Origin of the sequence: Exiguobacterium sp. s145, assembly GCF_018618835.1 — a bacterium.
Taxonomy (GTDB): domain Bacteria; phylum Bacillota; class Bacilli; order Exiguobacteriales; family Exiguobacteriaceae; genus Exiguobacterium_A; species Exiguobacterium_A artemiae.
This window is the reverse complement of the sequence record NZ_JACSMV010000028.1, coordinates 15299-40876: the sequence shown is the minus strand read 5'-3', so window position 1 is coordinate 40876 and position 25578 is coordinate 15299. Positions and strand designations below refer to the sequence as shown.

At 39.9% G+C, this 25578-nt stretch carries 30 protein-coding genes; 28 read left to right on the top strand and 2 right to left on the bottom strand.

Going from position 1 to position 25578, the window contains the following annotated elements:
* From KNQ07_RS15200 to KNQ07_RS15165, 8 genes are all read left to right on the top strand, one after another.
* Positions 1-289: hypothetical protein (locus KNQ07_RS15200; protein WP_214767708.1), on the top strand; the 289-nt coding region annotated here is incomplete at its 5' end.
* A gap of 77 nt (positions 290-366) precedes the next feature.
* Positions 367-663 (top strand): DNA-directed RNA polymerase subunit beta, encoded by a 297-nt coding sequence (locus KNQ07_RS15195; protein WP_214767706.1) that lies wholly within the window; start codon positions 367-369, stop codon positions 661-663.
* Positions 664-690: 27 nt separating this feature from the next.
* Positions 691-1113, top strand: coding sequence for a 3-hydroxyacyl-ACP dehydratase FabZ (gene fabZ, locus KNQ07_RS15190; RefSeq protein WP_012371522.1), 423 nt, complete (start codon positions 691-693; stop codon positions 1111-1113).
* Between the two features lie 7 nt (positions 1114-1120).
* The gene (locus tag KNQ07_RS15185; protein WP_012371521.1) at positions 1121-1543 is read left to right on the top strand and encodes a hypothetical protein; all 423 of its coding nucleotides are present in this window, start codon (positions 1121-1123) and stop codon (positions 1541-1543) included.
* A 132-nt stretch (positions 1544-1675) separates the two neighbouring features.
* Complete coding sequence (locus KNQ07_RS15180; RefSeq protein ID WP_214767704.1) at positions 1676-1999, top strand: four-helix bundle copper-binding protein; 324 nt, start codon at positions 1676-1678, stop codon at positions 1997-1999.
* Positions 2000-2135: 136 nt separating this feature from the next.
* Positions 2136-3695 carry an SdrD B-like domain-containing protein gene (locus KNQ07_RS15175; protein WP_214767702.1) on the top strand — a complete coding sequence of 520 codons (1560 nt, stop codon included), beginning with the start codon at positions 2136-2138 and terminating at the stop codon, positions 3693-3695.
* Positions 3696-3811: 116 nt separating this feature from the next.
* Entirely contained in the window at positions 3812-4243 is a 432-nt protein-coding gene (locus KNQ07_RS15170) for a helix-turn-helix domain-containing protein (protein WP_214767700.1), read from the top strand.
* Positions 4244-4375: 132 nt separating this feature from the next.
* The gene (locus tag KNQ07_RS15165; protein ID WP_214767697.1) at positions 4376-5224 is read left to right on the top strand and encodes a pirin family protein; all 849 of its coding nucleotides are present in this window, start codon (positions 4376-4378) and stop codon (positions 5222-5224) included.
* Between the two features lie 67 nt (positions 5225-5291).
* Here KNQ07_RS15165 and KNQ07_RS15160 read toward each other — a convergent pair whose 3' ends face one another.
* Positions 5292-5537, bottom strand: coding sequence for a hypothetical protein (locus KNQ07_RS15160; protein ID WP_376778098.1), 246 nt, complete (start codon positions 5535-5537; stop codon positions 5292-5294).
* A 126-nt stretch (positions 5538-5663) separates the two neighbouring features.
* Here KNQ07_RS15160 and KNQ07_RS15155 point away from each other — a divergent pair, with 126 nt between their 5' ends.
* The 8 genes from KNQ07_RS15155 (at position 5664) to KNQ07_RS15130 (ending at position 12817) form a co-directional block, all read left to right on the top strand.
* Complete coding sequence (locus KNQ07_RS15155; protein ID WP_251139576.1) at positions 5664-6890, top strand: UDP-glucose dehydrogenase family protein; 1227 nt, start codon at positions 5664-5666, stop codon at positions 6888-6890.
* A gap of 63 nt (positions 6891-6953) precedes the next feature.
* The gene (locus KNQ07_RS15150; protein WP_214767695.1) at positions 6954-7367 is read left to right on the top strand and encodes a hypothetical protein; all 414 of its coding nucleotides are present in this window, start codon (positions 6954-6956) and stop codon (positions 7365-7367) included.
* 253 nt (positions 7368-7620) lie between these two features.
* Entirely contained in the window at positions 7621-8310 is a 690-nt protein-coding gene (locus KNQ07_RS16180; protein ID WP_251139575.1) for a hypothetical protein, read from the top strand.
* Complete coding sequence (locus KNQ07_RS16175) at positions 8307-8747, top strand: S8 family serine peptidase (protein WP_251139574.1); 441 nt, start codon at positions 8307-8309, stop codon at positions 8745-8747. Before KNQ07_RS16180 ends, KNQ07_RS16175 begins: the two co-directional genes overlap by 4 nt.
* Complete coding sequence (locus tag KNQ07_RS16170) at positions 8689-9141, top strand: S8 family serine peptidase (RefSeq protein WP_251139573.1); 453 nt, start codon at positions 8689-8691, stop codon at positions 9139-9141. Before KNQ07_RS16175 ends, KNQ07_RS16170 begins: the two co-directional genes overlap by 59 nt.
* Before the next feature lie 16 nt (positions 9142-9157).
* A complete protein-coding gene (locus KNQ07_RS15140; protein WP_214767693.1) occupies positions 9158-9853 on the top strand; it encodes a hypothetical protein in 696 nt (231 codons plus the stop codon).
* Positions 9854-10466: 613 nt separating this feature from the next.
* A complete protein-coding gene (locus tag KNQ07_RS15135) occupies positions 10467-11714 on the top strand; it encodes a hypothetical protein (protein WP_214767691.1) in 1248 nt (415 codons plus the stop codon).
* Between the two features lie 176 nt (positions 11715-11890).
* Positions 11891-12817 carry an LCP family glycopolymer transferase gene (locus KNQ07_RS15130; RefSeq protein WP_214767689.1) on the top strand — a complete coding sequence of 309 codons (927 nt, stop codon included), beginning with the start codon at positions 11891-11893 and terminating at the stop codon, positions 12815-12817.
* A gap of 41 nt (positions 12818-12858) precedes the next feature.
* On the opposite strand, the gene KNQ07_RS15125 is transcribed toward KNQ07_RS15130, so the two are convergent.
* Entirely contained in the window at positions 12859-14031 is a 1173-nt protein-coding gene (locus KNQ07_RS15125; RefSeq protein WP_214767687.1) for a hypothetical protein, read from the bottom strand.
* A 199-nt stretch (positions 14032-14230) separates the two neighbouring features.
* Here KNQ07_RS15125 and KNQ07_RS15120 point away from each other — a divergent pair, with 199 nt between their 5' ends.
* The 12 genes from KNQ07_RS15120 (at position 14231) to KNQ07_RS15065 (ending at position 25571) form a co-directional block, all read left to right on the top strand.
* On the top strand, positions 14231-14968 hold the full coding sequence (locus KNQ07_RS15120; protein ID WP_214767685.1) for a YveK family protein: 738 nt from the start codon (positions 14231-14233) through the stop codon (positions 14966-14968).
* A complete protein-coding gene (locus KNQ07_RS15115; protein ID WP_214767682.1) occupies positions 14961-15656 on the top strand; it encodes a CpsD/CapB family tyrosine-protein kinase in 696 nt (231 codons plus the stop codon). Before KNQ07_RS15120 ends, KNQ07_RS15115 begins: the two co-directional genes overlap by 8 nt.
* 11 nt (positions 15657-15667) lie before the next feature.
* A complete protein-coding gene (locus KNQ07_RS15110; RefSeq protein WP_214767679.1) occupies positions 15668-16432 on the top strand; it encodes a tyrosine-protein phosphatase in 765 nt (254 codons plus the stop codon).
* A 190-nt stretch (positions 16433-16622) separates the two neighbouring features.
* Entirely contained in the window at positions 16623-17510 is an 888-nt protein-coding gene (gene galU, locus KNQ07_RS15105) for a UTP--glucose-1-phosphate uridylyltransferase GalU (protein ID WP_214767677.1), read from the top strand.
* Positions 17511-17646: 136 nt separating this feature from the next.
* On the top strand, positions 17647-18279 hold the full coding sequence (locus tag KNQ07_RS15100; RefSeq protein WP_261966337.1) for a sugar transferase: 633 nt from the start codon (positions 17647-17649) through the stop codon (positions 18277-18279).
* 26 nt (positions 18280-18305) lie between these two features.
* Entirely contained in the window at positions 18306-19250 is a 945-nt protein-coding gene (gene fcl, locus KNQ07_RS15095) for a GDP-L-fucose synthase (protein ID WP_214767710.1), read from the top strand.
* Between the two features lie 17 nt (positions 19251-19267).
* Entirely contained in the window at positions 19268-20347 is a 1080-nt protein-coding gene (gmd, locus tag KNQ07_RS15090; RefSeq protein WP_214767673.1) for a GDP-mannose 4,6-dehydratase, read from the top strand.
* Positions 20348-20403: 56 nt separating this feature from the next.
* Complete coding sequence (locus KNQ07_RS15085) at positions 20404-21732, top strand: O-antigen polymerase (RefSeq protein WP_214767671.1); 1329 nt, start codon at positions 20404-20406, stop codon at positions 21730-21732.
* On the top strand, positions 21695-22645 hold the full coding sequence (locus KNQ07_RS15080; protein ID WP_214767669.1) for a glycosyltransferase: 951 nt from the start codon (positions 21695-21697) through the stop codon (positions 22643-22645). Before KNQ07_RS15085 ends, KNQ07_RS15080 begins: the two co-directional genes overlap by 38 nt.
* On the top strand, positions 22646-23611 hold the full coding sequence (locus KNQ07_RS15075; RefSeq protein WP_214767667.1) for a GDP-mannose 4,6-dehydratase: 966 nt from the start codon (positions 22646-22648) through the stop codon (positions 23609-23611). It begins immediately after the preceding gene.
* Between the two features lie 3 nt (positions 23612-23614).
* The gene (locus KNQ07_RS15070) at positions 23615-24175 is read left to right on the top strand and encodes an LbetaH domain-containing protein (protein WP_214767665.1); all 561 of its coding nucleotides are present in this window, start codon (positions 23615-23617) and stop codon (positions 24173-24175) included.
* Positions 24144-25571, top strand: coding sequence for a lipopolysaccharide biosynthesis protein (locus tag KNQ07_RS15065; protein ID WP_214767662.1), 1428 nt, complete (start codon positions 24144-24146; stop codon positions 25569-25571). Before KNQ07_RS15070 ends, KNQ07_RS15065 begins: the two co-directional genes overlap by 32 nt.
* The last annotated feature ends 7 nt before the right edge of the window (positions 25572-25578 follow it).

Here is a 25578-nt window from a genome sequence, read left to right as displayed (position 1 = left end):
TCCTGGTAATACGAGTGCTGCTGCCATGGCTGTTGCTGCGAATTTTTTCGTGTTTTTCATCTTGTCTCATCCTCTCAAATTTGGGTGTTGTTTTTGTATATTTGGTAGTTGTTGTCTGCATCGTTCTGAACAGCATACGCACCCGGATTTTGTTTGGATTGAAAAAATTGAAAAATTTTTTAAAAAAAGACCGGATGGTTCTGTTTCTTCCTTATATATAAAATGCAGAACTTTTTTTACAAGTTCACGGTTTGTGCATGTTACACTTAAAAAAAGAACCGTTTTGTAGCTGAACTGCAACTATTTAATACCAGGTACTAATATGCTATACTGTTCTTTAGACTGAACCAATGAAAGGTGATCAAGATGGTACAAAATCAAGCCGGAACGGACCAACCGACCCGTGAACGTCTGAAACGTAATCAAGAGGTTAAGAACGAACAGCCGCAAGAACAGGAACCGAAGCAACGTAAAAAATTACGTCAGTATTCTTCACGTCGCGTTCCGATTATTGCTCGTTTATTGATCATTGTTCTTCTTATTGTCCTTGCGTTAGTGATCGGCGCAATGGTTGGATATGCGACACTTGGTGGTGGCGAAGCGATGGATGTCCTTAAGCTCGACACATGGACCCGCATCACCGATTTTTGGACAAAATCTTAAATTAACCAGTGATTGGAGCTGCGCTATATGTATACGATTGAACAAATCAAGGAAGTCATTCCGCACCGTTATCCGTTTTTGCTCGTCGACCGGATTCTCGAAGTCGAGGAAGGAAAACGGGCTGTCGGAATCAAAAATGTCACGGCAAATGAAGAATTCTTTAACGGCCATTTCCCGGATTACAACGTCATGCCCGGTGTGTTGATTGTCGAGGCGTTGGCGCAAGTTGGTGCTTTTGCTGTTCTCAAGATGGAACAAAACCAAGGCAAACTGGCCTTTTTTGCCGGCATCGAGAATTGTCGTTTCAAGCGTCAGGTCGTTCCCGGTGACCAGCTCCGACTGGAAGTCGAACTGACGAAACTGCGTGGACCGATCGGTAAAGGGCGTGCCACAGCAACAGTCGATGGGGAAGTCGCCTGTACTGCTGAACTGACTTTCGCAATCAAGTGAATCCGTGATGAAGCGTTTGCTGATTCCCTTGGCAATCTCGCTGCTTGTCATTCCCGGTTGTCAGCGTGCTGACGAGGTGGAGACCGCTTCCCCGACGGTCATCATCGATCCTGTCACGCGTGCCGGACAAACGGAAAACATCTCGGCTCAGATTTCAGCAACGGACAACGACCGGATGCGTCTGACGATTCGGACGGCAAATGACATCCGGCTGGATGACCAACAAGTTGATATTCGACTGGATGTCGCCAATCAGTCGATTCCGTTCCCCTTCGTTTCGTTTACGGCGAAAAAGATGGGGGAAATCAGAACGTACACGTCGGATACGACGATTGAAAAAGAAGTCTTCGATGAAAACCGTTTGCCGGTCCTGATCATCGATGCAGGCGCCGGACGTGGCATTGAAATTCCGCTTGAAGTCGTCCGTTAATGGAAAAGAACCATACGATAACCAGTTGTTCCCCGGTTATCGTATGGTTCTTTTTTTGTTTTAAGAGAGTGTATCCGGGGAAGAAGGATACTAGCGTTTACTTAGTCATCACTTCAAAGGGGGAATCATATTATGCACGAAGCACATCAGGAAGCTCTAACGACACTCGAAGCCTGTATCGTCGCCTGTAACACTTGTTTTGACGCCTGTCTGAATGAATCCCACGTTACTCATATGACGGATTGTATTCGTCTTGACCGGGACTGCGCCGACATTTGCAGCCTGCTCAGTCAGGCCATCGTCCGAAACAGTCCAAACATCGCCGTGCTTGCGACGGCCTGTAAGGAAATCTGTTTAGCCTGTGCCGAAGAATGCTCGAAACACGATCATGACCACTGTCAAAAATGTGCTGCAGCCTGTGAAGCGTGTGCGAAAGCCTGTGATTCACTCGTATAATCTTAAGACGACTGATCCTTTTTGAGGGACAGTCGTCTTTTTCTTGGACGAATTTCGGAAATCAGGTGGTTTATTTTCCCTTTATTGTTTAAAATCTAGGTAACACATATTTTAGAATGGAGCGAAAACAAACATAATGCGAAAAATTGGAATGTACATAGCAGCGTGTCTGCTTGTCTTTGGTATCATCACACCAGCTCAGGCAGAAACGATTTCTGCATGGGATGTCACCGGAACGGGAACGAATCCGTATACGTTGACATTCACGGGAGAAGGGACAGTCAATCTTGAATCTGAAACGGAATTGGTCTTTGAAGGCGGATTGACGGGACAAGCAATTGATATCGTCAAAAACCCGACCGTCACGTTTACAGCGGAAACGGCACCTGTCGTGAAAGTAACATCGACGGATCAGGCGAAGACGATTTTGATTCAATTCGGCCGCGAAGTCAAAGCGGAGCCGACACCGGAAGAACCCGTGACAACGGAACCAACGCCGGAAGAACAACCGACACCGGAGGAGCCGGCGACGGAAGAACCAATCAAAGAAGAACCCGTGAAAGAAGAACCCGTGAAAGAAGAACCCGTGAAAGAAGAACCCGTCAAGGAAGAACCGAAGCCGGAAACGGAACCCGTCAAGGAAGAACCGGTAAAGGCGACGACGGGAATCATCAACGGAATCATCTGGTTTGATGAAAATGAAGACGGGATCCGTCAGGAAAAAGAAACACGCATCAGTGACGTCCCGGTGTACCTCTTAAATAAAAACTATGATGTCGTCGAGGAAGTTTACACGAAAGACGGACTCTATACGTTCAAGGACATCAAACCGGGTACTTATTATATTGAAGTGTACGGCATGGACATCGGCTACTACTACACGTCTCCTCAACACGAAGGAACGGATCCGACGATCGATTCGGATCTTGACGAAGATGACCTGGCAAAAGTGAAGCTGCAAGCAGGGGACATCGTTCAAGTCGATGCCGGTCTCTACGGTCTCGAAGACGAAGAAATGGACATGGCGAACCTTCTGATCGTCACGAACTTCCTCGATGCGAATAACGATCAGATTCCGGGTTACACGGAGCAGACGATTCCTGCAACCTATACGATTACGGATGCCATCACGGGGAAAGACGTCTACACGGAAGAAGTCGGAAAAGACGATGCCTTGTCGATCGAATTGACACCGGGAACGTACACAGTGAAGACGGAAGTCGCTGCCGGATACACAGTCGAAGCGATGCACCACGTCTCGCTCGATGAGATGATGGATTCGTTCGAATTGACGAAAGCCGGAGCGGAAGCCCTTGCTGTCGGTATGGCAGATGAAGACGAAGAAGAATTCCCGGGATACGATGAATTCCTCAAACTGTTCAAACGAAAAGCAACGACGGATTCGGTCACGTTGACGGATGAGACGATGGGGTATTTCCTGCTTGCTGAAATCAAGAAGGCGAAACCGGTCGTGGAACCGAAACCAACACCGCAACCGACGAAGACATCGACGCAACCGGTCCAAACTCCGGTTACGGAAGTCAAAGCAGAAAATCCGGATACAAGCACAAGCAATAGCAATGCGTCCGGTGAACGACTCCCGCAAGCAGGGGAAGAGAAACCGTTCCCGTACGCAGCGACAGGAGCAGGACTGGCAGTCGTCGGACTCTGGTTACTGTTACGACGCGCAGGATAAGGACAACCCTCTGGACCATACCGGTTCGGAGGGTTTTTGATGTGTGTATTGATTGACACACACGCACACACGTGTGTATAGTAAGAGTATCAAATGAATGGGAAAGAGGGATTACGATGTTAACGACAAAACAGATCAGTGAATTGTTACGCGTATCAGAAGAGACGGTCCGCCGCTGGATCCGCACAGGCGAATTACATGCGGAACAGGACGGTAAAGGGTATTTGGTCGACGAGCTGGCACTCAAACGTCTGGTTGACGAGAAGTCACAGATCCCGGGCAACGCGATGAATAAAGTTTTGCCGATCATCAACGACCTGTTTGGTCCGGAAGCGGCGAAGTTTGCCAAGTCAAACCTGTTTGATCCGCTCCGTCAGTCAATGGATCAGTCGGCACCGCCGCGCCCGGAAGCTTCACCGGAGTCGGTTGCAGAAGAACTGAGCCAACTGAAACGGAAAAAACGTCGCCTCGAACTCGAACATGAACTGAAGCTGCTTGAAATCGAAGAGAAGATTGCCGCCCTCGAACAAAAGGCGTCACATCTGTAATCGAAGTGCTGAACGATTCCGTCAACCGGAATCGTTTTTTTGTGCACAAAAATCCTTTGACGAGCAAACGAATACGGCTTCCGGACTCGGGTGTGCGACAATGAAAGTATAATGAACGAAGGGGTTGGAAAAATGTTCGAACGTGATATCAAGAATCATTGGCAAGTGACGTATCAACAAAACGGTTATCCCCATGTCCAACAGGGCTGGGTGCTGTCACCGGACCGCAAAGACGAGTTTGATCCGTTTATCCTGATGGCGGAGGACTGGTTCAAACGCGGAACGTTTTCCGATCATCCGCACCGCGGCTTTCAGACAATCACGTATGTCATCGACGGTCGGCTCGAACATATCGATAATCATGGCGGGCACTCCATTCTTGACGCCGGAGACATCCAGTACATGAATGCAGGCTGGGCGGCGCGGCATGCAGAAGAAGCGGTCGATGACGATTTAATTCATACGTTGCAACTCTGGCTCAATCTGCCGAAACGTTTGAAAGAGACGACGACATCGTATCAAAACGTGTTGCTTGAACAAGCCCCGGTCGTGACGTTTGACGGCGGACATGTCCGCGTTTATTCCGGTGAGGTTGCCGGCGTGACGGGACCGCTCGACAGTCTTGTCCCGATTACGATGAGTGAAGTTTTCTTGGCACCGGGTGCGACGTATCAGCACCTCTTACCGACGAACCATAATGCCTTTTTGTATGTCTTAGCCGGCGAACTGGAGGCCGGGACAAGCGAAACGCGACTTTCGAAAACGATGGCCGCGACATTGACGTTTGACGAACAGGCAGCAGGGGACAGTTCACTTGCGCTGACGGCGGTCAGCCGGACGAAGGTCCTGATTTACTCCGGCCAACCGATCCGGGAGGAGACGATTGCTTACGGACCGTTCGTGATGAACACGGAAGACGAGATCCGTCAGGCATACCGCGATTACCATGACGGAAAATTCGGACCACCGGCCGTCCTGTAACGACAAAAAAACCAGTTCCGTTGATCGGACTGGTCTTGTGTGATCGATAGGCGGACACCGCTCGACCTCAATTTGAGGCAGAACCGGTCGTCCGTTTTTTCTTGCGGCGCCAAAACCAGTAACCGAGCCCGAGTGCAATCGGGATCGCGGCCAGGTAAGGGTTCGCTTCTAAATAACTGATGATCTCAAACAGCGCGAACCATCCACTGAGTAAACCGAGGATGAGTAAGATCGTCCGAATCGCTTCGGGAAGCTTGCGGATACGATATGCGAAGAGACATACGAGGCAAAAGATGATAATCGCCACGAGCATTCCTCCCATTCCCGTATTCAGTATAGCGTATTCGAAAAGCTTTTTCGATGCACAAATCACTTTCGCTCCCGTATAGTGAAGACAGGGAAACTGATGAAGGATGTGATGAGATGCAAGTGACGGTAATTGGGACGGGATATTGTTGGTCTTGTGACCGCGATTGGACTAGCCGATGCCAAACACGATGTAGTGTGTGTCGATTTAAATAAAGAGCGGATGGAACAATTAGCGCAGGGGATTGCACCGATTACGGAAGAAGGAATTGAAGAGGCCTTACAAAAAAATCAAAGTCGTTTGACCTTTACGACCGACTATCCGCTATCCGACCTGTATTTGGTGGCAGTCGGAACACCGGAACGGGCAGACGGAAGTTGTGATTTGTCGGCAGTGCAGGCAGTCGTTAAATTGATTCATTCCATTCAACCGGATGCTGCGGTCGTTTTGAAATCGACGATTCCACCGGGAACGACGGAATCCCTCCAGGAAATGTATCCATCGTTACGCTTTGCAATGATACCGGAATTTCTTCGGGAAGGGACAGCGATCCGGGATATGCGTAATCCGCACCGGGTTATCATCGGGACGCACGATCAAGGATTGGCGGAGAGTCTGGCCGACTTATTTAAAACGAACGCGCCAATCGTCCATGTCGATCCGACGACAGCTGAATTGACGAAGTATGCAGCAAACAGCTTTTTGGCCGTCAAAATCAGTTTTATCAATGAGATTGCACGGCTGGCGGATATCGTCGGAGCGGATGTCGAGGATGTCGCCCATGGGATTGGTCTTGATCCACGTATCGGTCCGGCGTTCTTAAAAGCGGGTGCCGGTTACGGCGGCTCATGTTTTCCGAAAGATATTGCCGCGTTAACGACATTGGCTCAAAGACAAGGTGAACATCTTCATGTCATTGAGGCAGCGGACCGGACGAATGAAGCTCAGCTCGAGTACGTTCTTCAAAAAATCGATCCACGACCGGGTCTCCGGATTGCTTTGTTAGGTTTATCGTTTAAGCCGGGCACGGATGACTTACGGGATGCTCCGGCATTACGTCTGGCAGAACGTCTGACGAAAATGGGTGTCATCGTCACCGGATACGATCCGGCTGCGAAAACGTTGCTCGATCAAAAAAAGACGATCGAAGAGGCCGTTAAAGGGGCAGAAGTCGCTGTCATCATGACGGAGTGGGACGACATCAAGCATGTCACGCCAAAACAACTGAAAGCGAACATGAAGACCGCCCGTTTGATTGACGGACGTAACTGTTGGGCATTCGTTGATGAGCCGGGTGATGTCCAATATGAAGGAATCGGTCGACCGAGTAAAACATTTTCGAACAATCCAACTTCCTGACCTGTCATATAGGGTGAGTCCATCAAGGATTCATCCTATTTTTTATGGCAAAGGAGAAGAAGGATGAAAATCGATTATTTCAGCGTCATGCCGAGTGGTCCGAAAGGCGCACTGGAAACACATTGTCTGACAAACGGAAACTGGTACGAACGAATCAGTGAGGAGTGGGAACGGGCGATTCATTACGGAGCGGGTCTGATCCGGATCAAGGACAAAGGGGCCGAACTACGGATTCCGATTGAATTCGGACTCGGTTATGTCCTGCAATACTTACGGCAGTTCACGGCAGCAGAACGGCATACAGTCGACCGGGCGAGACGGCATCTCCAGCAACAGCTCGAATGGATCGGGCGGGGTCTGCCGATTCAGTTGCGTCGACTGGATGAAATGATTGAAGTAACAGCGGACATCGAACACCAGTTTCCTAGAGAAGATTTTTTAAATGCAGTGGAACAAGCGAATCAAACCGTTTTATGACATCATTCCGCTTGCTTCAAGGATTTTCCTGTATCTGACAATGTATGACTTTATTAAAAAGAGTCAAAGAAGGAAGTGACCATTACTAGTTATATGGTCATTTCCTTTTTTTTATCAAAAGCTTTCGACTGTTTTTATATCTATCACTTCAAACATCAAAAAAAGAGGTCGATAAAAAGATGAGATCAGATGTTTACAATAAATTGTTTCATCAAATTAAATAAAAACAGACCAAGTTCAGAGGGAAGCAACGGTGAAAGGAGAAAAGAAGCTATCTGTACTCCATCCAAAAAACAAAAAGGCTTATATTAAAGGGACATTCGATAACAAAGGGAAAGCATTATTTTACTTTGATACGAAAACCTATCTGATGGATGGGACACATCTGAAGTTTTATGCGGATGCGACAGAAGCTGTGACGGTTTACGAATCACGATCAAGCTATGATCGAAAACTAGTTTACGAACGTTATCATCAAATCAGTAATCAGACATTGATTTTTCCACTTAGTTGGAGCGGTCGTCAGTACATAACAGTTGAAGGAAAGAAAAATACCTCTTTCGTTGTTCCATTTAAACTGGAGCGATTGCAACCATTGCGCGAACAAGTTATTGAGCCAAACACGAAAAAAGAATCCAACAGCCTTGTTGTCAAAGTGGCAGGAACGATTAGTCAGAAACAAAAGATTTTTGAGAAAACGGATGCAATCCAACGTGAGACGATTGATTCAAAGCTTAGCCTGGAGAAGTTTACCTATCGGACCGTTATGCAAGCACTTGTCTCAAAGCGACAACTTGAAAAAAGACTGGTGTTGCCTATGTCGAATTCGACAGTCGGATGCGTGGACTTGGAAAAGATATTTTTAAATCGCACCAGTGGTCGTTGGATAATACCGGATAACAGAATGGCGTTAAAGGAGCAGACATTAATGTTGAGGCAATGAAAAAACGGATTACTTCGAAAAAACTATCGCCGGTACGAGTTGCTGTCATTGATACCGGTATTAATCCGACCTATGCTGATTTTTCTAGGCGTGTCCGAATGGATCTTGGCTATGATTTCGTACATCGTCAGAAACTCGCGATTGACGATCACGGACATGGTACGCACATCGCGGGCATCATTGCGGCAAATAGCAATAATACGTATGGTATGTCTGGAATCAATGCCAAAGCAGTAATTCTTCCGATTAAAGTCCTTAATAGGGAAGGTTATGGTTCGAACTCTGATATCGCGAAAGGCATTATGTATGCCGTGAAGAATAATGCGAAGGTCATCCATATTAGCATGGGTGGTGGATTTTCGTCTAGGGCGATTGGAGATGCTTTGGCGTATGCAAAAAAAACAAGGAGTCCTCGTGGTTGTCGCATCCGACAATGAAGGAACAAACAAGTTATCTTATCCGGCACGATCGAAGTATTTCCTGTCGGTCGGGTCATCCAACCGGTTGGATAAACGATCGACCTTCTCGAACTATGGGATTGGACTTGATCTGATTGCACCGGGACAGGGCATTCCGAGTTATCTCAGTGACGGCGAATCGGCTTTCTGGAGCGGGACGTCCATGGCAGCACCACATGTTGCCGGTGTCGCGAGTCTTCTCTACAGCTTGAAGCCGACGGTCAAGGCGTCGGAAGTTGAAAGTATCCTTAAAAAATCAGCACAAGACCTTGGAAAAAAAGGCTATGACACATCATACGGATACGGTCGACTGGATGCCGATCGTGCCGTCCGGCTATTAAACAGATACTTTGAATTAACCAATATCTTATAGAAAAGAGCGAAAACACATGACAAGATCATTCGGGAAATTAACAATCGCGGCACTGATCGCCGGTTCCACACTGATGAGTGGAGTGACGGTAAACGCGGCAACGAAAACGGAAGTAAAGGCGACGAATCAGTATAATGCCCTGAAGCCTGGAATGACGATTGCTCAAGTGGCAAAAGTCATATACGGGAAAGAGTACAAGAAGCAATTGATGCAAAAAGGCGGATCGACCGTGCTGAAACAAAAAGCAGAAATGACATCCATCACGAATGGACAAAAAATGTTGGGGTACAGTGTGTATGATAAAAAGGTCGTTTTTCCGCTGGATATGACAACTTTGATGTTCATGACGAAGAAAAATGACTCACTTTACCGCCTGACATCAAAATCACTTGATCTATTTCGGGATGACATGAGTTCAGGTTTCCGTGAAAGTAAGATGAAACTGGTCAAAGGTGGAAAAATCAAAACGAACATGACAGAAAAGCAGCTAGATGCAGTTTTATCGGGGAAAGGTCTTGGAGAATGGGCGGGTCTTGATACGATTGATATGACGTCTATTCAAACAAAAAAAGAACTTGATTTAGGTTTGGGCATTAAAGGAAGGTCGAAAACGTATATTTTCCCTACGACAACGAAAACAAAAAAACTTGTAATGCTCGATTATGATGCGAAAAAGAAAACTTATGTAGTTTCGGGGGAAGCCTCGCTGTAAAAAAATCCAGATGCTTAAGATCACCTTCTCTTATTCTGAAGAAGGTGATTTATTGTTTATCCTAAAAAAACAAGTGGAAGTGAATTTTTAAATGGAACGTAAGGCAATCAATAGACCGGTAGCCATATATCTTGTATTTTTTGTGTTTATGGTGATATATTCCTATTTTTTTATAGCAACAACTAAAGAATTCAGTAAAGAATCATTGAATACGTTAGAGTTCAAGAGTATATCGTTAACGCTGTACTTTTATATTCAATTTTTCCTGTTTCAAGGAATTACAGTGTATGTAATGAGTAATTTTTCGAGGCTGGACGGCTATTTTTATTTGCCAGGAAAAAATGCATATATTGTGTCGAGAAAAAAGTTTATAAAAACCAATACTAGATCGATTAAACTGCTCATATCAGTGTTCTTACCTTTTTCCTTTTCCTTTATTTCGAATGAGAATATAACAGGGGTGTATTTAATCCTTCTTGTAGCAGCCAATTCGTGTTTATTGTTTTTTATTATGAAATCAAACATTGATCACTTTATAAAAATCAAGAAGATACATACACCTAGGATTGGATTCTATATACTTTCAATAATTGTTATTTTTGCAGGTATGTATATGTTAGTTTCAACAGTTTCTTTATTCGTACAACAAATATTGGTTGTGGTATTTTTAATCATTTATTTTCCATTCGTTATCACTTCTTTTATTGTTGATTTGTTTAATAAAAAATCCAAAACACGAAAATTCTTTTTAAATTTAGTGCTAAATGAATACCTGATTGCGAATCAGTCTAAAAAAAATGCCGAGAATCTTGCATTGATTCAATATTTAATCGACCACAGTTCAAAAAAATTATCGTATTATCCGCATGATTTTCTGAAGAAAATAAAGGGACCATACGATCGGATATTTTTGAAATCAGATATTCAGGATAGTGCTGTCGGAGAATCCACATTTTTAGAACTGAGAAAATATCAGGACTTTAAAGAGTTTATCGATAAGGCCCGAGAAATTTTTAATGATGATTACAGGGAAACAATAGATCAGCTTGAACTGGATTATCAAGTTCATGGGCATAATATGAATGCATTATTAATGGAAACGAGAACTGGTAACATCAAGCAACGAAATCGGAATAATTTAATTCTCGGATTGTGTATATTCATTATTTCAGGTGTTTTAGCTCTATTGTTCGAATTACACGTTGTACAGTTTGTTTTACTTTATATTGTAATGTGGACAGTATTTCTAAGGATGGTACTGCGCACACTCGATATAGGGAGAGCTTTTTATAATGATATTACCGATTCCGGTTATTCGAAAAGCTTTTTATCCGGACCGGATAGAATCGTATTGGCTATCAAAAGTGTAATTGAGATTGCATTTTTAGCGGCATCCATTTACTTAATACAATTAACACAAGATGATGGTTGGAAACTTACGTTCAATGCTGTTTTTAAAGTGATAGAATATTCGTTTGCAGTGTTATTGTTTAATGTGTCCTTTCCGGAAGGATTTTCGAAAGCCGCGACTAAACCATTAGTCTGGTTGTCTGCTCATCTCATTCAAGTCATTTCCAGTGTCATACTCATTACTATCAGTATTACGGGTTACATCAGTCGAAAGCACCCTCCGGTATATTTCGAATATGACTGTAAGAACACAGATCTTCATGTCTTGAAAAAAATTTACCGATCTCCCTCAAAATATAAAACTGTGCTGATCATCCAAGGCGTTGCTTTAAAGGATAAATTCAAAATGAAGCGCGAAATTGAATCGGAATTAAAGTGCTTATATAAAAATAACAAGATACGTGAAGAGGATTTTGACCAAATAAAAAAAGAAATTGATGAGTGGGTCTAACGAAAAATGAATAAACAGTAGATCGCTGTATTTTTTCATCTTTTTCCGTTTTTTGCAAATCTAGCAAACTTTTATGTATACTCAACTATAGAATGATTCTCATTGAACCGATAGTAATGAGAACTCATAGAAACTTACATAGTTAATAATGTACAAAAAGAAGGGGAAGTGTAAAAGTGGAACGCATCAAAAAACGAAAAAAATTAAAGAAGCGGTGGACGCCTCTAAAAATCATGCTATTAATTGCTTCAGTACTCATCATAGGAATCGGGGGATTTATTGGTTATACATATTACCAAGTCGATCAGACGGTTAAAAAGATTCAGTCTCCTATCAAGAATACCGGAGACCAAATTATTGAGAAGCAGAAACCAGTTTCTGTACTTTTACTTGGAGTGGATCAACGTCCGGGTGAGCGGGGACGGAGTGACTCGATCATGATCATGACCCTCAACCCGACACAAAGCGAAAGCCGTCTGATCAGTATCCCACGTGATACAAAAGTCGATATTGTCGGTCATGGTACAAATGATAAAATTAACCATGCCTATTCTTTTGGTGGACCGGAGATGGCAATCAAGACAGTCGAAAAATTTCTTGATATTCCAATCAATTACTATGCAGAAATTAATATGCAAGGGTTCACGTCACTAGTTGATGCAGTTGGTGGTGTCACAGTAGTGAATGACATTGATTTCGATTATGAAGGAGAAAAATTCTCTGTCGGTAAGATTAATCTGAACGGAGAGCAGGCCTTGAAATACACACGTATGCGTTACGATGATCCACGCGGAGACTTCGGTCGTCAAATGCGTCAGCGCCAAGTTATTGAGCAGGTGGTCTCGAATTTATCATCGGATGTTTCAGTGAGCAAGTTCAATGCTATTATGGACGTTGTCGGAAAAAATGCACAGACGAATGTCTCGTTCAAACCGATGCAGACATTGGCATTCGATTACATGGACGCTTTCAAAAACCAAAAGAACTTAAAGCTCGAAGGAACTGGTGGAAAAGAAGCAGATGGCATTTATTACTGGCATCCGACAGACGATTCACTTACCCAAACTAAAACGGCATTACGTTATTCGCTTGGTCTGGAATAAACAAAAGGACAATCCGTTTTCGGATTGTCCTTTTGTTTATATTATAAATTTTGTTCAGCTAAGCGAATCCGGCTAGAACCATTTCCTTCCTTTTCAAATCGTTGCAAGCGATAGGAATTACTCGTCACAAGACCAGTTATTTCCGTTTCGAGTTGCAGTGGTGCCAAAGTCGCCAGTTGCTCATTCGTAAGACTTGTTTCTAACCAGTCAATGGCGATCACTTTATCATTTTGAAGAGTAAAGAAACGATTGCCGTAAAATAAGTAAGTGTTGACTTCGTCCGAAAAAGTTCGTTCTGGTGCCCCGTAATCACTATTCAACTCTGCGCTTGTTTTGCCGATAAGGTCAATGAGTGTTCCTGTCACGAAGCTTGTGTCGAGATTATCATTAACCCATGCCAAGAGAGATTCATCTGCAATTGAGTCTTCCTGAAGTGTTTTGGTTGTTTCGTTGTTTTTGATGTAACCGGTCAGTTCGGCCGTCAGTTCAATTTTACTGACCGTATCCGTTGTTTCGAGAATCCGGTAGCCATCACCGAAGTCGGCCTCGTAGAGGACGTCGGTTAAGGTGTCATCGCTGTAGATGTTGCTGTTTCTTGTTTTGATGTAGAGAATGTTGGATTCTTCCATTACATCTGCGTTCGTGTTCTCTGTGTCCTGATCCGTTGTTTGACTTTCTTCGACTGTTACCGGTTCCTCGACCGTTGATTTCGGTTCGATTATATTCGGACTTGCGATGTAGTTGGAATAGACATACGTTCCGGCGGCTCCGAGAAGGAAACATACCATCAAAAGTGCGAGCCAGCCCCAAGGGATCGACCGTTTTGAGCGCGATTGGCGTCTGACTTTCACCTTTTTTCTCCGGGAAACATCGGGTTCTGCTGATGGCTGTGTACGGGATAAGTGTGGGGCCTTGTCTTCGTCGGTTTTCGGAGCAACCGGTCCATCTTCATCAAGAATCGGACGAGCGACAAGCGTGCCGTAAAAATCAGCCAACGTCTGATGATGTTTACCGGCTAAAAAAGCGGACCATTCGTCGGTAGTCACCGTGTCCTGTTTGAAGGGAACGAGCGGTGTCTGACCGGTCAGTCGAATCAACGTATCGGTTAGTGATTCGGTTGAGTCGAGACTGGAACGTACACGCTCATGCAGACGTTGAATGTCTTCTTCCGAATGAGATGTATAGTATTGAAGTGCTTGTAGGGAGCGATGCATAAGTTTTTTTCCTCCTATGTCGAGTTACGGGAATTTATATATAACAAAAAACATGTCGTTTTCTATTATACGCAACCTGTTTCAATAAACGTATAATATTTCCTAAAATTATATCAACCATTTCCAATTTTTTTGTTATACTAATTTTTAGTTGATAAAAAGTCACTGCATTAGACAAATAAAGGAGAATAATCAAATCATGAATGAAACGATTAGCTTGCAAGAACTATTTTCAGTTTTAAAGAAATCGCTTTGGCGGATTCTTGCATTAACGGTTGTAGCGGCCCTGATTGCATTTGCCGTCAGTACGTTTTTGATCAAACCAACTTATCAAGCAGATACACAAATTCTCGTCACACCAAAAAAACAGGAAAACGATGTGATTGATGCGTCACAAGTCCAGTCCTCGGTCACACTCGTCAATACATACCGGGTCATCATTAAAAGCCCGGCGATTTTAGAAAAGGTTCAGGAAGAAGTCGGAAATGCACCGAGCAGTATTTCGGCATTAAACGAGATGATAACTGTCGAAAGTGAACAAAATTCACAGGTCATCAACGTATCAGTCCAAAGTACGGATGCCGCCCTTGCATCGAATATTGCCAACTCGGTCGCAAAAGTCTTCAGTGAAGACATTGCTGATTTAATGAATGTGGATAACGTCAAAGTGTTGTCGGTCTCAGGAATTCCGACTTCACCCGTCAGTCCGAATATCTTATTGAATACCGCAATCGCCGGCGTCGTCGGTTTCCTGCTGGGTGTGGGTCTTGCTTTCTTGCGTGAAGTGCTCGATCGCCGCATCCGGACAGAGGATCAAGTGCAACAAATTCTCGATCTTCCGGTGTTGGGCAGTATTCCGGACATTGAGAGCAAGGTCTTCAAGACATCAGCTAAAGCGAAAGTGAACAAGCGGGAGGCGGCAAAACAATATGGCTAAGAAAAACAAGATGCATAAAGATGCCCGGAATCTGATTACAGTCACACAACCGAAATCACCGATTGCAGAGCAATACCGGACAATCCGGACCAATATCGAATTCATGGCAGTGGATAAAGAGATTCAAGTGTTACTCGTAACATCAGCGACACAAAGCGAAGGGAAGTCGACGACTTCATCGAATCTTGCGGTCGCATATGCCCAACAGGGGAAAAGTGTCTTGATCATCGATACCGATATGCGGCGTCCAACGGTACATTATACATTTAAGGTAGCGAATGGTCTTGGCTTATCCAGTCTGCTGACACGTCAGGCAGAGCTTGAAAAAGCCATCATCCCGACAAAAATCGAGAACCTGTCGATTTTGACGGCGGGACCGATTCCGCCGAATCCGGCAGAACTTTTATCATCGAAGGCAATGGGCAACCTGATCGGCCAACTTCGGGAGAAGTATGATGTCATCATTTTGGACGCACCGCCGTTACTGCAAGTCGCAGACAGCCGGATTACATCAAAACTGACGGATGGCGTCGTCCTTGTCGTCAGCTGCATGACATCGGATCGTCAACGTGTGCTGAAGGCTAAAGAACAGCTCGAATTAGCAGAAGCAAAAATTCTCGGCGTCGTCCTGAACCGCCGGGAGCTGACGGATGATTCAGCATATCAATACTACTATTCCTATGAATGAGGGGTTTCAACATGGTTGATCTTCATTGTCACCTTTTACCACTTGTCGACGATGGTCCGTCAAGTATCGAACAGATGTTACAACTGGCAGAACAAGCAGCAGATGAAGGGGTAACACGCATCATTGCGACACCGCATCTGTTCCATCCGCAGTTCGAGACGGAAGATGTAGATGTTAAATTGACGGTCGATGAGTTAAACGTTCTGCTCCATCAACGAAACATCCCCGTCACCGTCTATCCCGGTCATGAAATCCGTTTGACGGGAGAATTAATTGAGGAAGTTCAAAAAGGAGTCGCGTTACCGCTTGCCGGATCCCGTTATCTATTAATTGAGTTTCCATCGAGCGGGATTCCATCGTATGCGCGTCAAGTCTTTGCCGAATTGATTTCTGACGGCTATATCCCGGTAATTGCCCATCCGGAAAAAAACAAAGCGATCATTCAAAACCCGACGCTGCTGTTTGAGTTGATTTCAAACGGAGCAATCAGTCAGGTGACATGTGCGAGTTTGATTGGTAAGTACGGAAAAGACGTACAACGTTTTGCTGTTGCTCTGCTTGAAAATGGTTTGGCACATCTGGTGGCATCGGATGCCCATCATACTGAGAAACGTCCATTCTACTGGGAACAATGCCGGAAGTTTTTAGAAAATGAACTGGAAGATTGGCTGTATGAAGAAATTTACGAGAACAACGAAGCGATTCTTCTCAATCAATTGGTAACTTTCAACCCACCTAATCCGGTTGAAAAAAACTGGAAAGGTCAATGGGTCTAATTGAAAAAAATTGGACCAAAGTAAAAGAGAGTGGTGATAACACTCTCTTTTTTTCTTGTTAACGCTTACATTATGAAGAAATGGAAAACTATATAGTAAGTAGATTATGGTATGTGTTATCTTAAATTAAGGAAAGATTGTAAAAGAAAATATATTTTGACAAATATAAAATAGTTTAGGAGTGCTAGAGATGAAACGAGTAAAAAAGGCAGTTATTCCAGCAGCTGGATTAGGAACACGCTTTTTACCGGCAACCAAAGCGATGCCGAAAGAAATGTTACCAATCGTCGACAAGCCGACAATTCAATACATCATCGAAGAGGCCATTGAATCCGGAATTGAAGATATTTTGATTATTACCGGGAAAGGAAAACGGGCGATTGAGGATCATTTTGATTCCGTTCCCGAGCTCGAAGCCAATCTAATCGCAAAAAATAAATCCGAGTTATTACATTTAGTGGAAGCAACAACAAATATCAATATTCACTTCATTCGTCAGTCAAAGCCGAAAGGACTTGGGGATGCGATTCTTCAAGCAAAAGCCTTCATCGGAAACGAACCGTTTGTTGTGATGTTGGGTGACGATATCGTTCAGGCAGAAGTGCCATGTACAAAACAACTGATTGAGCAGTATGAGATTACCAACAGTTCGATCATTGGTGTACAACCGGTTGCTGATGAAGATACACAACGCTATGGCATCGTTGATCCGAGCACCAGTATTTCGAAACAGTTACATAAAGTGAAATCATTTGTGGAGAAACCGGCGCCGGGAACAGCACCATCAAACTTAGCTATCCTAGGCCGTTACTTATTAACACCTGACATCTTTAAATACTTGGAGACACAAGAAGTAGGATCAGGCGGTGAAATTCAATTGACCGATGCGATTACGCGTCTTAATGAAATGCAGCGTGTCTTTGCTTATGAGTTTGACGGGAAACGTTACGATGTTGGTGAAAAGCTTGGTTTCATTAGAACGACGCTAGAATTTGCTTTGAAACGAGAAGATTTAAGTGATGATGTACGTGAAATGATGTATGAACTACTTGATTTGAAAGTCCCGGTAACCAAATGAAAAGGAGAGTGTTGTTTTGGATAAATTAAGTTCCATCCAAGAGGAAACAGCTGTCACGACACTTACAGATTCTCCTTCTGTTTCAAAAGTATTGATTGAAGAAGCACACTTTGAAAGAGTCCCTGATACCTTTGTTATTAATCCGATTTCGTTAGAAGAGTCTAAAAGTTATCTTATCTTTAAAAGGCTGTTAGATGTAATAGGTTCATCGTTTGGATTACTTATACTGAGTCCATGTCTAGTTTTATTAGCAATAATTATTAAAGTGGAAGATAAAAAATCTTCTATCTTCTTCTCTCAAGATCGAGTAGGTTTGAACGGGAAAACGTTTAAAATGTTTAAATTTAGATCGATGGTTTCAGATGCAGAAGAACGCCTTGCTAGTCTGTTACAACAAAACGAGACGACCGGTGCCATGTTTAAGATGGCTAATGACCCTCGAGTCACAAAAGTAGGACGCTTTATTCGTAAAACGAGCTTGGATGAGTTGCCGCAATTATGGAACGTTTTAAAAGGTGAAATGTCGCTTGTCGGTCCACGACCACCGCTTCCACGCGAAGTAGCAGAATATACTTCATACGACTTACAACGTCTATCGGTTGTTCCAGGATGTACTGGATTATGGCAAGTAAGCGGTCGAAGTAATATTGGTTTTAAAGAAATGGTGGATTTAGATATTTTGTATATTAAAACCAGGAATTTCATGATGGATCTAAAAATTATTGTAAAAACTATTACAGTATTATTTGGTTCAAAAGATGCGTATTAATTTGAGAAAGTAGTGTGAATGGAATGATGAATAAAAGTTCTAAAATTTATGTTGCAGGACATCGTGGTTTAGTCGGATCTGCTATTCTCCGTAAACTTGAAAAAGAGGGCTATAAAAACTTAATAGTTCGTACAAGTAAAGAATTAGATTTACGCGATAAGCAATGGGTCGATGCATTTTTTGAAAATGAGAAGCCCGAGTTTGTTTTTTTAGCAGCAGCTAAAGTCGGTGGGATTGTTGCGAACAATGAGTTCCCAGCTGACTTTATACGTGACAACTTGATGATTCAAACGAACATAATTGACGCTTCGTACCGGAATCAAGTTGAAAAGTTATTGTTCCTAGGTAGTACATGCATTTACCCTAAATTAGCACCACAGCCTTTAAAAGAAGAGTATCTATTAACAGGTCCGTTAGAGCCGACAAATGATGCTTATGCTTTAGCTAAGATTGCTGGAATCAAAATGTGTCAGTCCTACAACAAACAGTATGGAACAAATTACATTTCGGCGATGCCGACGAATCTTTACGGAGAAAATGATAATTTTGACCTCCAGTCTTCTCACGTTATGCCAGCCTTGATTCGTAAATTCCATGAAGCGAAATTATCGAATCAGTCGTCAGTTGAAGTATGGGGAACAGGAACACCAAAACGTGAATTCCTGTATTCAGATGATTTAGCAGATGCTTGCGTGTACTTAATGAATCATTACAATGAGGATGAAATCATCAACATTGGTGTGGGAGAAGACGTATCGATTAAGGAACTTGCTGAAACGGTGCAACGGGTAGTCGGATTCGAAGGTGAACTAAAATTTGATACGACAAAACCAGATGGTACACCACGTAAATTAGTGGACACAACAAAAATTAATCAGCTAGGCTGGAAAGCTGATGTGAAATTAGAAGATGGTATCTCGTTAGCATACGAGTGGTTCTTAAATAATACAGAGACATTAAAAAAAGTATAATCATAGGAGTGAATCAAATGAAAAAGGCATTGATTACAGGAGTTACGGGACAAGACGGATCGTATTTAGCAGAGTTTTTACTGGGAATGGACTATGAAGTCCATGGTGTTATTCGCCGTAGTTCTTCGTATAACCAAGAGCGTTTAGAAGATGTCATGAATGAAAATGAAGCAGAATCAATGTATAACAATGAAAACTTCCACCTTCATTATGGAGATATCACGGATACTTCAAACGTCATCCGTTTGATCAGTGAAATTAAGCCAGATGAAATCTATAACTTAGCTGCTCAGTCGCACGTACGTGTATCATTTGATGTACCAGAATACACAGCAGATGTCGATGCAGTTGGTACATTAAGAATTCTTGAAGCCGTAAAAATTCTTGGATTAATTGAAACAACTCGTATTTATCAAGCTTCAACTTCAGAGCTTTATGGAAAAGTTCAAGAAGTACCACAATCAGAAACAACACCGTTCTATCCACGTTCACCATACGGTGTCGCCAAAATGTATGGTTTCTGGATTACGAAAAACTACCGTGAATCGTATAACATGTTTGCTGTAAACGGTATTCTCTTCAATCATGAATCAGAACGTCGTGGCGAAACATTTGTTACACGTAAAATTTCGCTTGCAGCAGCACGCATCGCACAAGGAAAACAAAAAGAATTAAAACTGGGTAATCTGGATTCTTTACGTGACTGGGGATATGCGAAAGACTATGTCGAGTGCATGTGGTTGATGTTACAACACGACAAGCCTGAAGATTTCGTCATTGCGACTGGTGAAATGCACACAGTTCGTGAATTCGTTGAGTTGGCATTTAAGCATGCAGGTATCGAGGTTGAGTGGACTGGGACAGGTGTAAATGAAAAAGGATACAACAAAGCGACGAAAGAATTAATCGTATCCGTAGATCCGAAATTCTTCCGTCCGGCAGAAGTAGAACAACTCTTAGGAACACCTGAAAAAGCGAAGAGTGTTTTAGGCTGGAATCCTACTAAGACATCGTTTGAGCAGCTTGTAGAAATTATGGTTAGACACGACTTAGAGAAGGTTTCAAAAGAAATTGAGAAAGTAAGAATGTTTGACTAAATATCACTGATTTTAAAATAGAGAATTAAATAGTTGAAAAAAGAAACGGTGATTAAATGAGATTGTATATTAATTCTATTATAGAAAAAATTATAATATCTATTATTTTTGTGATTTTGATTTTGCAAAATAGTTATTCAGAGAATAATAATTTGTTTATGTTCGCGATACTATTGAATGCTTTTCTCATTTGGAAGTATAAGAACTCAAAAATTATTCAGTTACTATTAATCTTTATGATTTCTTATTTACTTTATTTATCACCATATTTTATTAGTGACAATCAAATTGCTTTCTATACAGCTTATCAAACTAATGAATATTTTTATAAAGCACTCTTAATACACTCTGTATTTATATTTTTTATTTATTTGTTTACTAGTGATAAAATTCATAAAAAATATAAATCTATTTCGGATAGAATTGAAGTGAAAAATAATATATTGATATACTATTTTTCGATATTTATTATGTTTGTAATTACTTTAGTAGGTAAAAAAGGTGAAAGTATTTTTTCAAACGGTGGATATAGAACTGTTAATGATACACAAAGTTATGCGGTAAACGAGTACTTTTTAATTTTTGTATTAAGTAGTTACTTATATTCAGGTAAAAACAAGAAAAAAATATCATTCATATTTTTTATATGTTTAATATATTCTCTTAAAAATTTTATGTATGGAAGTCGAATTGAAGTATTACAATTGTTGATATTATTATTCATTGTCTTTTTTGAAAAATATATTTCTTCAAAGTTGATGTGGATTTCAGTATCTTTAGGGTTCATATTCATGAAAATAATTGAAAAATTCAGAGTGAATTTATCACTAGAAAATATACTAAACTTTAAAAATTATAGAATTGATGGTTCCGAATATATAGGTAGTAATCAAGGAGATGTTTTTTATAATTCTGCTGTTTATGTAGGGCTAATTGAAAATAATATATTCGATAATAGTTTTAGAATAGATGCGTTTTTTCAATTTGTAAAAAGAATATTTATGCCATCTTCAACAGTAGATTTATCAGGAAAGCTATCATATTTTTCGCAGCAGATTACTCCATCTGGAGGCGGAGGATTGATTTCAACATATTTTTATGTTTGGTTTTCATTTGTTGGGGTCATAATTATTTCTATATATTTAGCATTTTTATTCAGAAGTAGTTATATTTCAAATAATCAGAGTACTTTAATTTATATAACTTTTGCATTTTCCACAATCCCTAGATGGTTTGCTTACGATCCTATTACTTTGTTTAAACTATGTTTATATGCAGTGATTGTTATGTATATGTGTAAATTTGTAGATGATAAAATGAGGAATAAAGAGAGAAAAGGTAAATATAATGAAAGCAATTTCAGTCTTAATGACAACGTACAATGAGAATGTTTTTTGGTTAGAAGAGAGTATGAACTCTCTTCTAAATCAATCTTATAAAAATTTTGAAGTAATCATAGTCATCGATAATAAAAATAATTTTGAAATTGTAAATAGATTGAAAATTTATGAAAACCAGTATGATTTTATTAAGATAATAATAAATGAAGAAAATATTGGTTTGGCATTGAGCTTAAATAAAGCTTTTAAAGCCTCTTCGGGACAATATATTGCTAGAATGGATGCAGATGACATCAGCTCTGTAAATCGCTTTGATAAGCAAATGAAAATTTTTGAGGCCAATCATGAAGTAGATTTGGTTACATCTAATTGTAGATATATTAACGAATACGGTGAAAAATTCGGTGAACAACAACTTGTAAGTATGAATGATAAACAAATAAAAAAAAGCTTAGAAATTATGAACTTTTTAATACATCCTTCATGGTTGATGAAAAGAAACACATTTATTCAGTTGAATGGATATAGAAATTTTGAATGTAGCCAAGATTACGATTTTTTGCTGAGAATGGTTACTAATAACTTAAAAATTTACTTGTTAAATGAGTATTTAGTAGATTATAGAGTTCGTGATAACAGTATTTCAATTTCTAAAGGTTTTAAGCAATTTATAATTGCTGACTACATACAAAAAATGTATCAAGAACGACAGAAAAAAGAACAAAAACTAGATTCCTTTTCTGAGGAAAACTTGAATGAATTTATCAGTAGAAATTACGATAACGATTCACGACAAAAATTCAATTTAGCTAAAATAGCATTTGATAAAGCAAGAAGCGAAAATAAATTACATTTTAAAATATATTATATTTTAAAATGTCTGTTGATTTCTAGATATTCTAGAAAGTTAATAGTAGATGCTCTGAGATTTCAACTAATTAGGAAAGTAGGATATTAAATGAAAATTCTAATTACGGGTGGATCAGGATTCATTGGATCACATTTGAGCGAATTTCTTTTGAAGAAAGGACATCAGGTTGTAAACATTGATAACTTTAATGATTTTTATAATCCTCAAATTAAAAGAAATAATATAAAAAAGCAACTAGAAAATAAAAAATACACTCTTCTTGAAGGTGATATAAGAGACGAATTTTTTATTAAAACGGCTTTTAAAGATCATTCTTTTGATTTAATAGTCCATCTTGCAGCTATGGCTGGAGTGAGACCATCAATTCAAAATCCTTTACTATATGAAGATGTAAATGTTAAAGGTACTTTAAATATTCTAGAGGCTTGTAAAGAATTTAATGTGAAAAAAATTGTGTCGGCATCTTCCTCATCAGTTTATGGAAATAATGAGAAAGTTCCTTTTCATGAGGACGATGTAGTTGATCGCTCAATTTCACCGTATGCGTCTACAAAAAAATCATGTGAAGTTACTAGTCATGTTTATCATCATTTATATGATTTAGATGTCATACAACTTCGTTTCTTTACGGTATACGGTCCAAAGCAACGCCCTGATCTAGCGATACATAAATTCACTAAAATGATTTATGAAGGAAAAGAAATTCCTTTTTACGGAGATGGAACGTCGAAAAGAGATTATACGTATATTGATGACATTATTGATGGTATTTATAAGTCTATTTTGTATGTGACAGAAAATCAAAAAGTGTATGAAATATTTAATTTAGGTGAATCAGAAACGATTTCTTTAACAGACATGGTTCGAACGATTGAAAATGAACTAAATATAACAGCAAAGCTAAAAAGATTAGAACAGCAACCTGGAGATGTATTTCAAACTTATGCTGATATCTCGAAAGCTAAACAGATGCTCGGATACAATCCGACTACTAATTTCAAAAACGGTATAAAGAAATTTGTTGAATGGTTTTTGGAAGGAAATAAGGAATGACTTATGAATTATAATCAACTTAAACATTTGATAAAAAGTGATTATGAAGTTAGATACGAACAAAAACTATCGCGATTAAATTTTGTTAGATACATTATTTTGGATTTGAATTTCAGAGTAACATCACTAATTAGATGCCAACACTACTTTTTTTCTAAAAACAGTGTTGGCAAATTGATTTCTATATTTATTAGAAATAACAATATAAAAAAATATGGAGTAGAAGTTGGAAATAAAGCATTGATTGGAACTGGATTTCAAATACATCATGTGACAGGTATTGTTATTGGTGATGGTGTGAAAATAGGTAGAAATTTAAATATTTATCAAAACGTAACGATAGGTTCTTCTAAAAACAAATATCCTATTATAAAAAATAATGTAACTATTTATCCTAGTGCAGTGGTCATAGGAGATATCTTAATCGATGATAACGTTAGTATTGGACCGCAAACTTTAATTAGAAAAAGCTTAGAAACTAATGAAACAGTATACTTGAATCAAAATAATATGGTGAGGATCCTGAAGAGACATGAATGCAATAAACAAAATTCAACAAAGTAAGTATTTGGGGTTTATTTTAGGTCCACTATTGTCCTCATTAATAGCTATGTTAACTATACCTATGATAACTTGGCTAGTTAATCCACAAGAGTATGGTAAAACAGCAATTTTTTTTATTGTGCAACTCCTACTTAATTCAATTTTGTACTTAGGGATGGATCACTCTTATGTTAGAGAGTACTATGAAGCAGAAGATAAGGGGAAATTACTTTTAAAATGCTTTTCTTTACCATTTATATTATCCATTAGTTTTTTGTTCTTCATAATTATATTTAAAAATGAAATCAATAATTACTTGTTTTTAGGAGAAAGTATTTGGTTAGTCTATTTGTTTTCTATTTGGTTACCATTTTTAGTTATTGAAAGGTTTATATTATTGACGTTGAGAATGAAAGGACAAGGGAAAGAATTTGCAAATATCAATGTCAGTATAAAAATCCTGATTTTTATACTGACATTGATTACTTTAATATTTGTAAACAATAACTTTGAAATGATTATATTTTCTACTATTGTAGGTCAGTTGGTAGTAGATTTATTCTTACTTGTCAAATTAGTTAATAAAAATAATCAAGTAACATATTTTAAGTACTTAATTGATTTTAAAGGTCTTAAACCGTTATTAGCTTATGGGATACCGTTTATTCCTTTTTCTCTTGTCATTTGGTTATTAAATTCAACAGATCGTTATTTTCTATCACGATTTTCAACCTTGAAAGAATTAGGTGAATATCTAGCTGCTCTGAAAATAGTTGGTTTGATACTGATTTTTCAATCTATATTTACAAATTTATGGTTACCGACAGCCTTTAAATGGGAAAAAAAGAAAGTATCAAACAATAAATTCGAGACGATGAACTCATTAGTATGCTTTTGTATGGTAACCATATATTTGATTATAATTACTCTTCAACCGATTATTCCTAATCTTGTGCCTAGCGACTATAAAAATATAGTAAATTATTTGCCTTTTTTATTGTTATATCCTGTATTTTACACAATTTCTGAATCTACTGGATTAGGAATTGCATTTAAGCGGAGAAGCAATTTAAATCTATGGATTGCATTGCTTGTTTCGATCATAAATATAAGTCTTTGCTATATTTTGACAAAAAATTTTTCTGCTTTAGGAGCTTCTATATCAATAGGACTGTCTTATTTTATTTATTTTGTTTTTAAAACAACTGTATCTAGATTTGTTTGGTATAGATTTAATATTAATTATTTATTTTTAAATTCAATGTTTATTATAGTTGTTGCTACAATAAATATTATAAAATTAAATTTCAATACCTTTTGGCTCAATATTACTATTTTGATTCTATACATGTTACTTAATTACAAATATATTACAGAAAAAGCGAAAAATATAAAAAGAATAGATATTATTAATTAGGAGATAT

Excerpts from the sequence above, each read along its gene's own strand:
- KNQ07_RS15195 (WP_214767706.1), top strand. The coding sequence starts at position 367 with ATGGTACAAAATCAAGCCGGAACGGACCAACCGACCCGTGAACGTCTG.
- fabZ (WP_012371522.1), top strand. The coding sequence starts at position 691 with ATGTATACGATTGAACAAATCAAGGAAGTCATTCCGCACCGTTATCCG.
- KNQ07_RS15185 (WP_012371521.1), top strand. The coding sequence starts at position 1,121 with ATGAAGCGTTTGCTGATTCCCTTGGCAATCTCGCTGCTTGTCATTCCC.
- KNQ07_RS15180 (WP_214767704.1), top strand. The coding sequence starts at position 1,676 with ATGCACGAAGCACATCAGGAAGCTCTAACGACACTCGAAGCCTGTATC.
- KNQ07_RS15175 (WP_214767702.1), top strand. The coding sequence starts at position 2,136 with ATGCGAAAAATTGGAATGTACATAGCAGCGTGTCTGCTTGTCTTTGGT.
- KNQ07_RS15170 (WP_214767700.1), top strand. The coding sequence starts at position 3,812 with ATGTTAACGACAAAACAGATCAGTGAATTGTTACGCGTATCAGAAGAG.
- KNQ07_RS15165 (WP_214767697.1), top strand. The coding sequence starts at position 4,376 with ATGTTCGAACGTGATATCAAGAATCATTGGCAAGTGACGTATCAACAA.
- KNQ07_RS15160 (WP_376778098.1), bottom strand. The coding sequence starts at position 5,537 with ATGCTCGTGGCGATTATCATCTTTTGCCTCGTATGTCTCTTCGCATAT.
- KNQ07_RS15150 (WP_214767695.1), top strand. The coding sequence starts at position 6,954 with ATGAAAATCGATTATTTCAGCGTCATGCCGAGTGGTCCGAAAGGCGCA.
- KNQ07_RS16175 (WP_251139574.1), top strand. The coding sequence starts at position 8,307 with ATGAAAAAACGGATTACTTCGAAAAAACTATCGCCGGTACGAGTTGCT.
- KNQ07_RS16170 (WP_251139573.1), top strand. The coding sequence starts at position 8,689 with ATGCTTTGGCGTATGCAAAAAAAACAAGGAGTCCTCGTGGTTGTCGCA.
- KNQ07_RS15140 (WP_214767693.1), top strand. The coding sequence starts at position 9,158 with ATGACAAGATCATTCGGGAAATTAACAATCGCGGCACTGATCGCCGGT.
- KNQ07_RS15135 (WP_214767691.1), top strand. The coding sequence starts at position 10,467 with ATGTTAGTTTCAACAGTTTCTTTATTCGTACAACAAATATTGGTTGTG.
- KNQ07_RS15125 (WP_214767687.1), bottom strand. The coding sequence starts at position 14,031 with ATGCATCGCTCCCTACAAGCACTTCAATACTATACATCTCATTCGGAA.
- KNQ07_RS15120 (WP_214767685.1), top strand. The coding sequence starts at position 14,231 with ATGAATGAAACGATTAGCTTGCAAGAACTATTTTCAGTTTTAAAGAAA.
- KNQ07_RS15115 (WP_214767682.1), top strand. The coding sequence starts at position 14,961 with ATGGCTAAGAAAAACAAGATGCATAAAGATGCCCGGAATCTGATTACA.
- KNQ07_RS15110 (WP_214767679.1), top strand. The coding sequence starts at position 15,668 with ATGGTTGATCTTCATTGTCACCTTTTACCACTTGTCGACGATGGTCCG.
- galU (WP_214767677.1), top strand. The coding sequence starts at position 16,623 with ATGAAACGAGTAAAAAAGGCAGTTATTCCAGCAGCTGGATTAGGAACA.
- fcl (WP_214767710.1), top strand. The coding sequence starts at position 18,306 with ATGAATAAAAGTTCTAAAATTTATGTTGCAGGACATCGTGGTTTAGTC.
- gmd (WP_214767673.1), top strand. The coding sequence starts at position 19,268 with ATGAAAAAGGCATTGATTACAGGAGTTACGGGACAAGACGGATCGTAT.
- KNQ07_RS15085 (WP_214767671.1), top strand. The coding sequence starts at position 20,404 with ATGAGATTGTATATTAATTCTATTATAGAAAAAATTATAATATCTATT.
- KNQ07_RS15080 (WP_214767669.1), top strand. The coding sequence starts at position 21,695 with ATGAAAGCAATTTCAGTCTTAATGACAACGTACAATGAGAATGTTTTT.
- KNQ07_RS15075 (WP_214767667.1), top strand. The coding sequence starts at position 22,646 with ATGAAAATTCTAATTACGGGTGGATCAGGATTCATTGGATCACATTTG.
- KNQ07_RS15070 (WP_214767665.1), top strand. The coding sequence starts at position 23,615 with ATGAATTATAATCAACTTAAACATTTGATAAAAAGTGATTATGAAGTT.
- KNQ07_RS15065 (WP_214767662.1), top strand. The coding sequence starts at position 24,144 with ATGAATGCAATAAACAAAATTCAACAAAGTAAGTATTTGGGGTTTATT.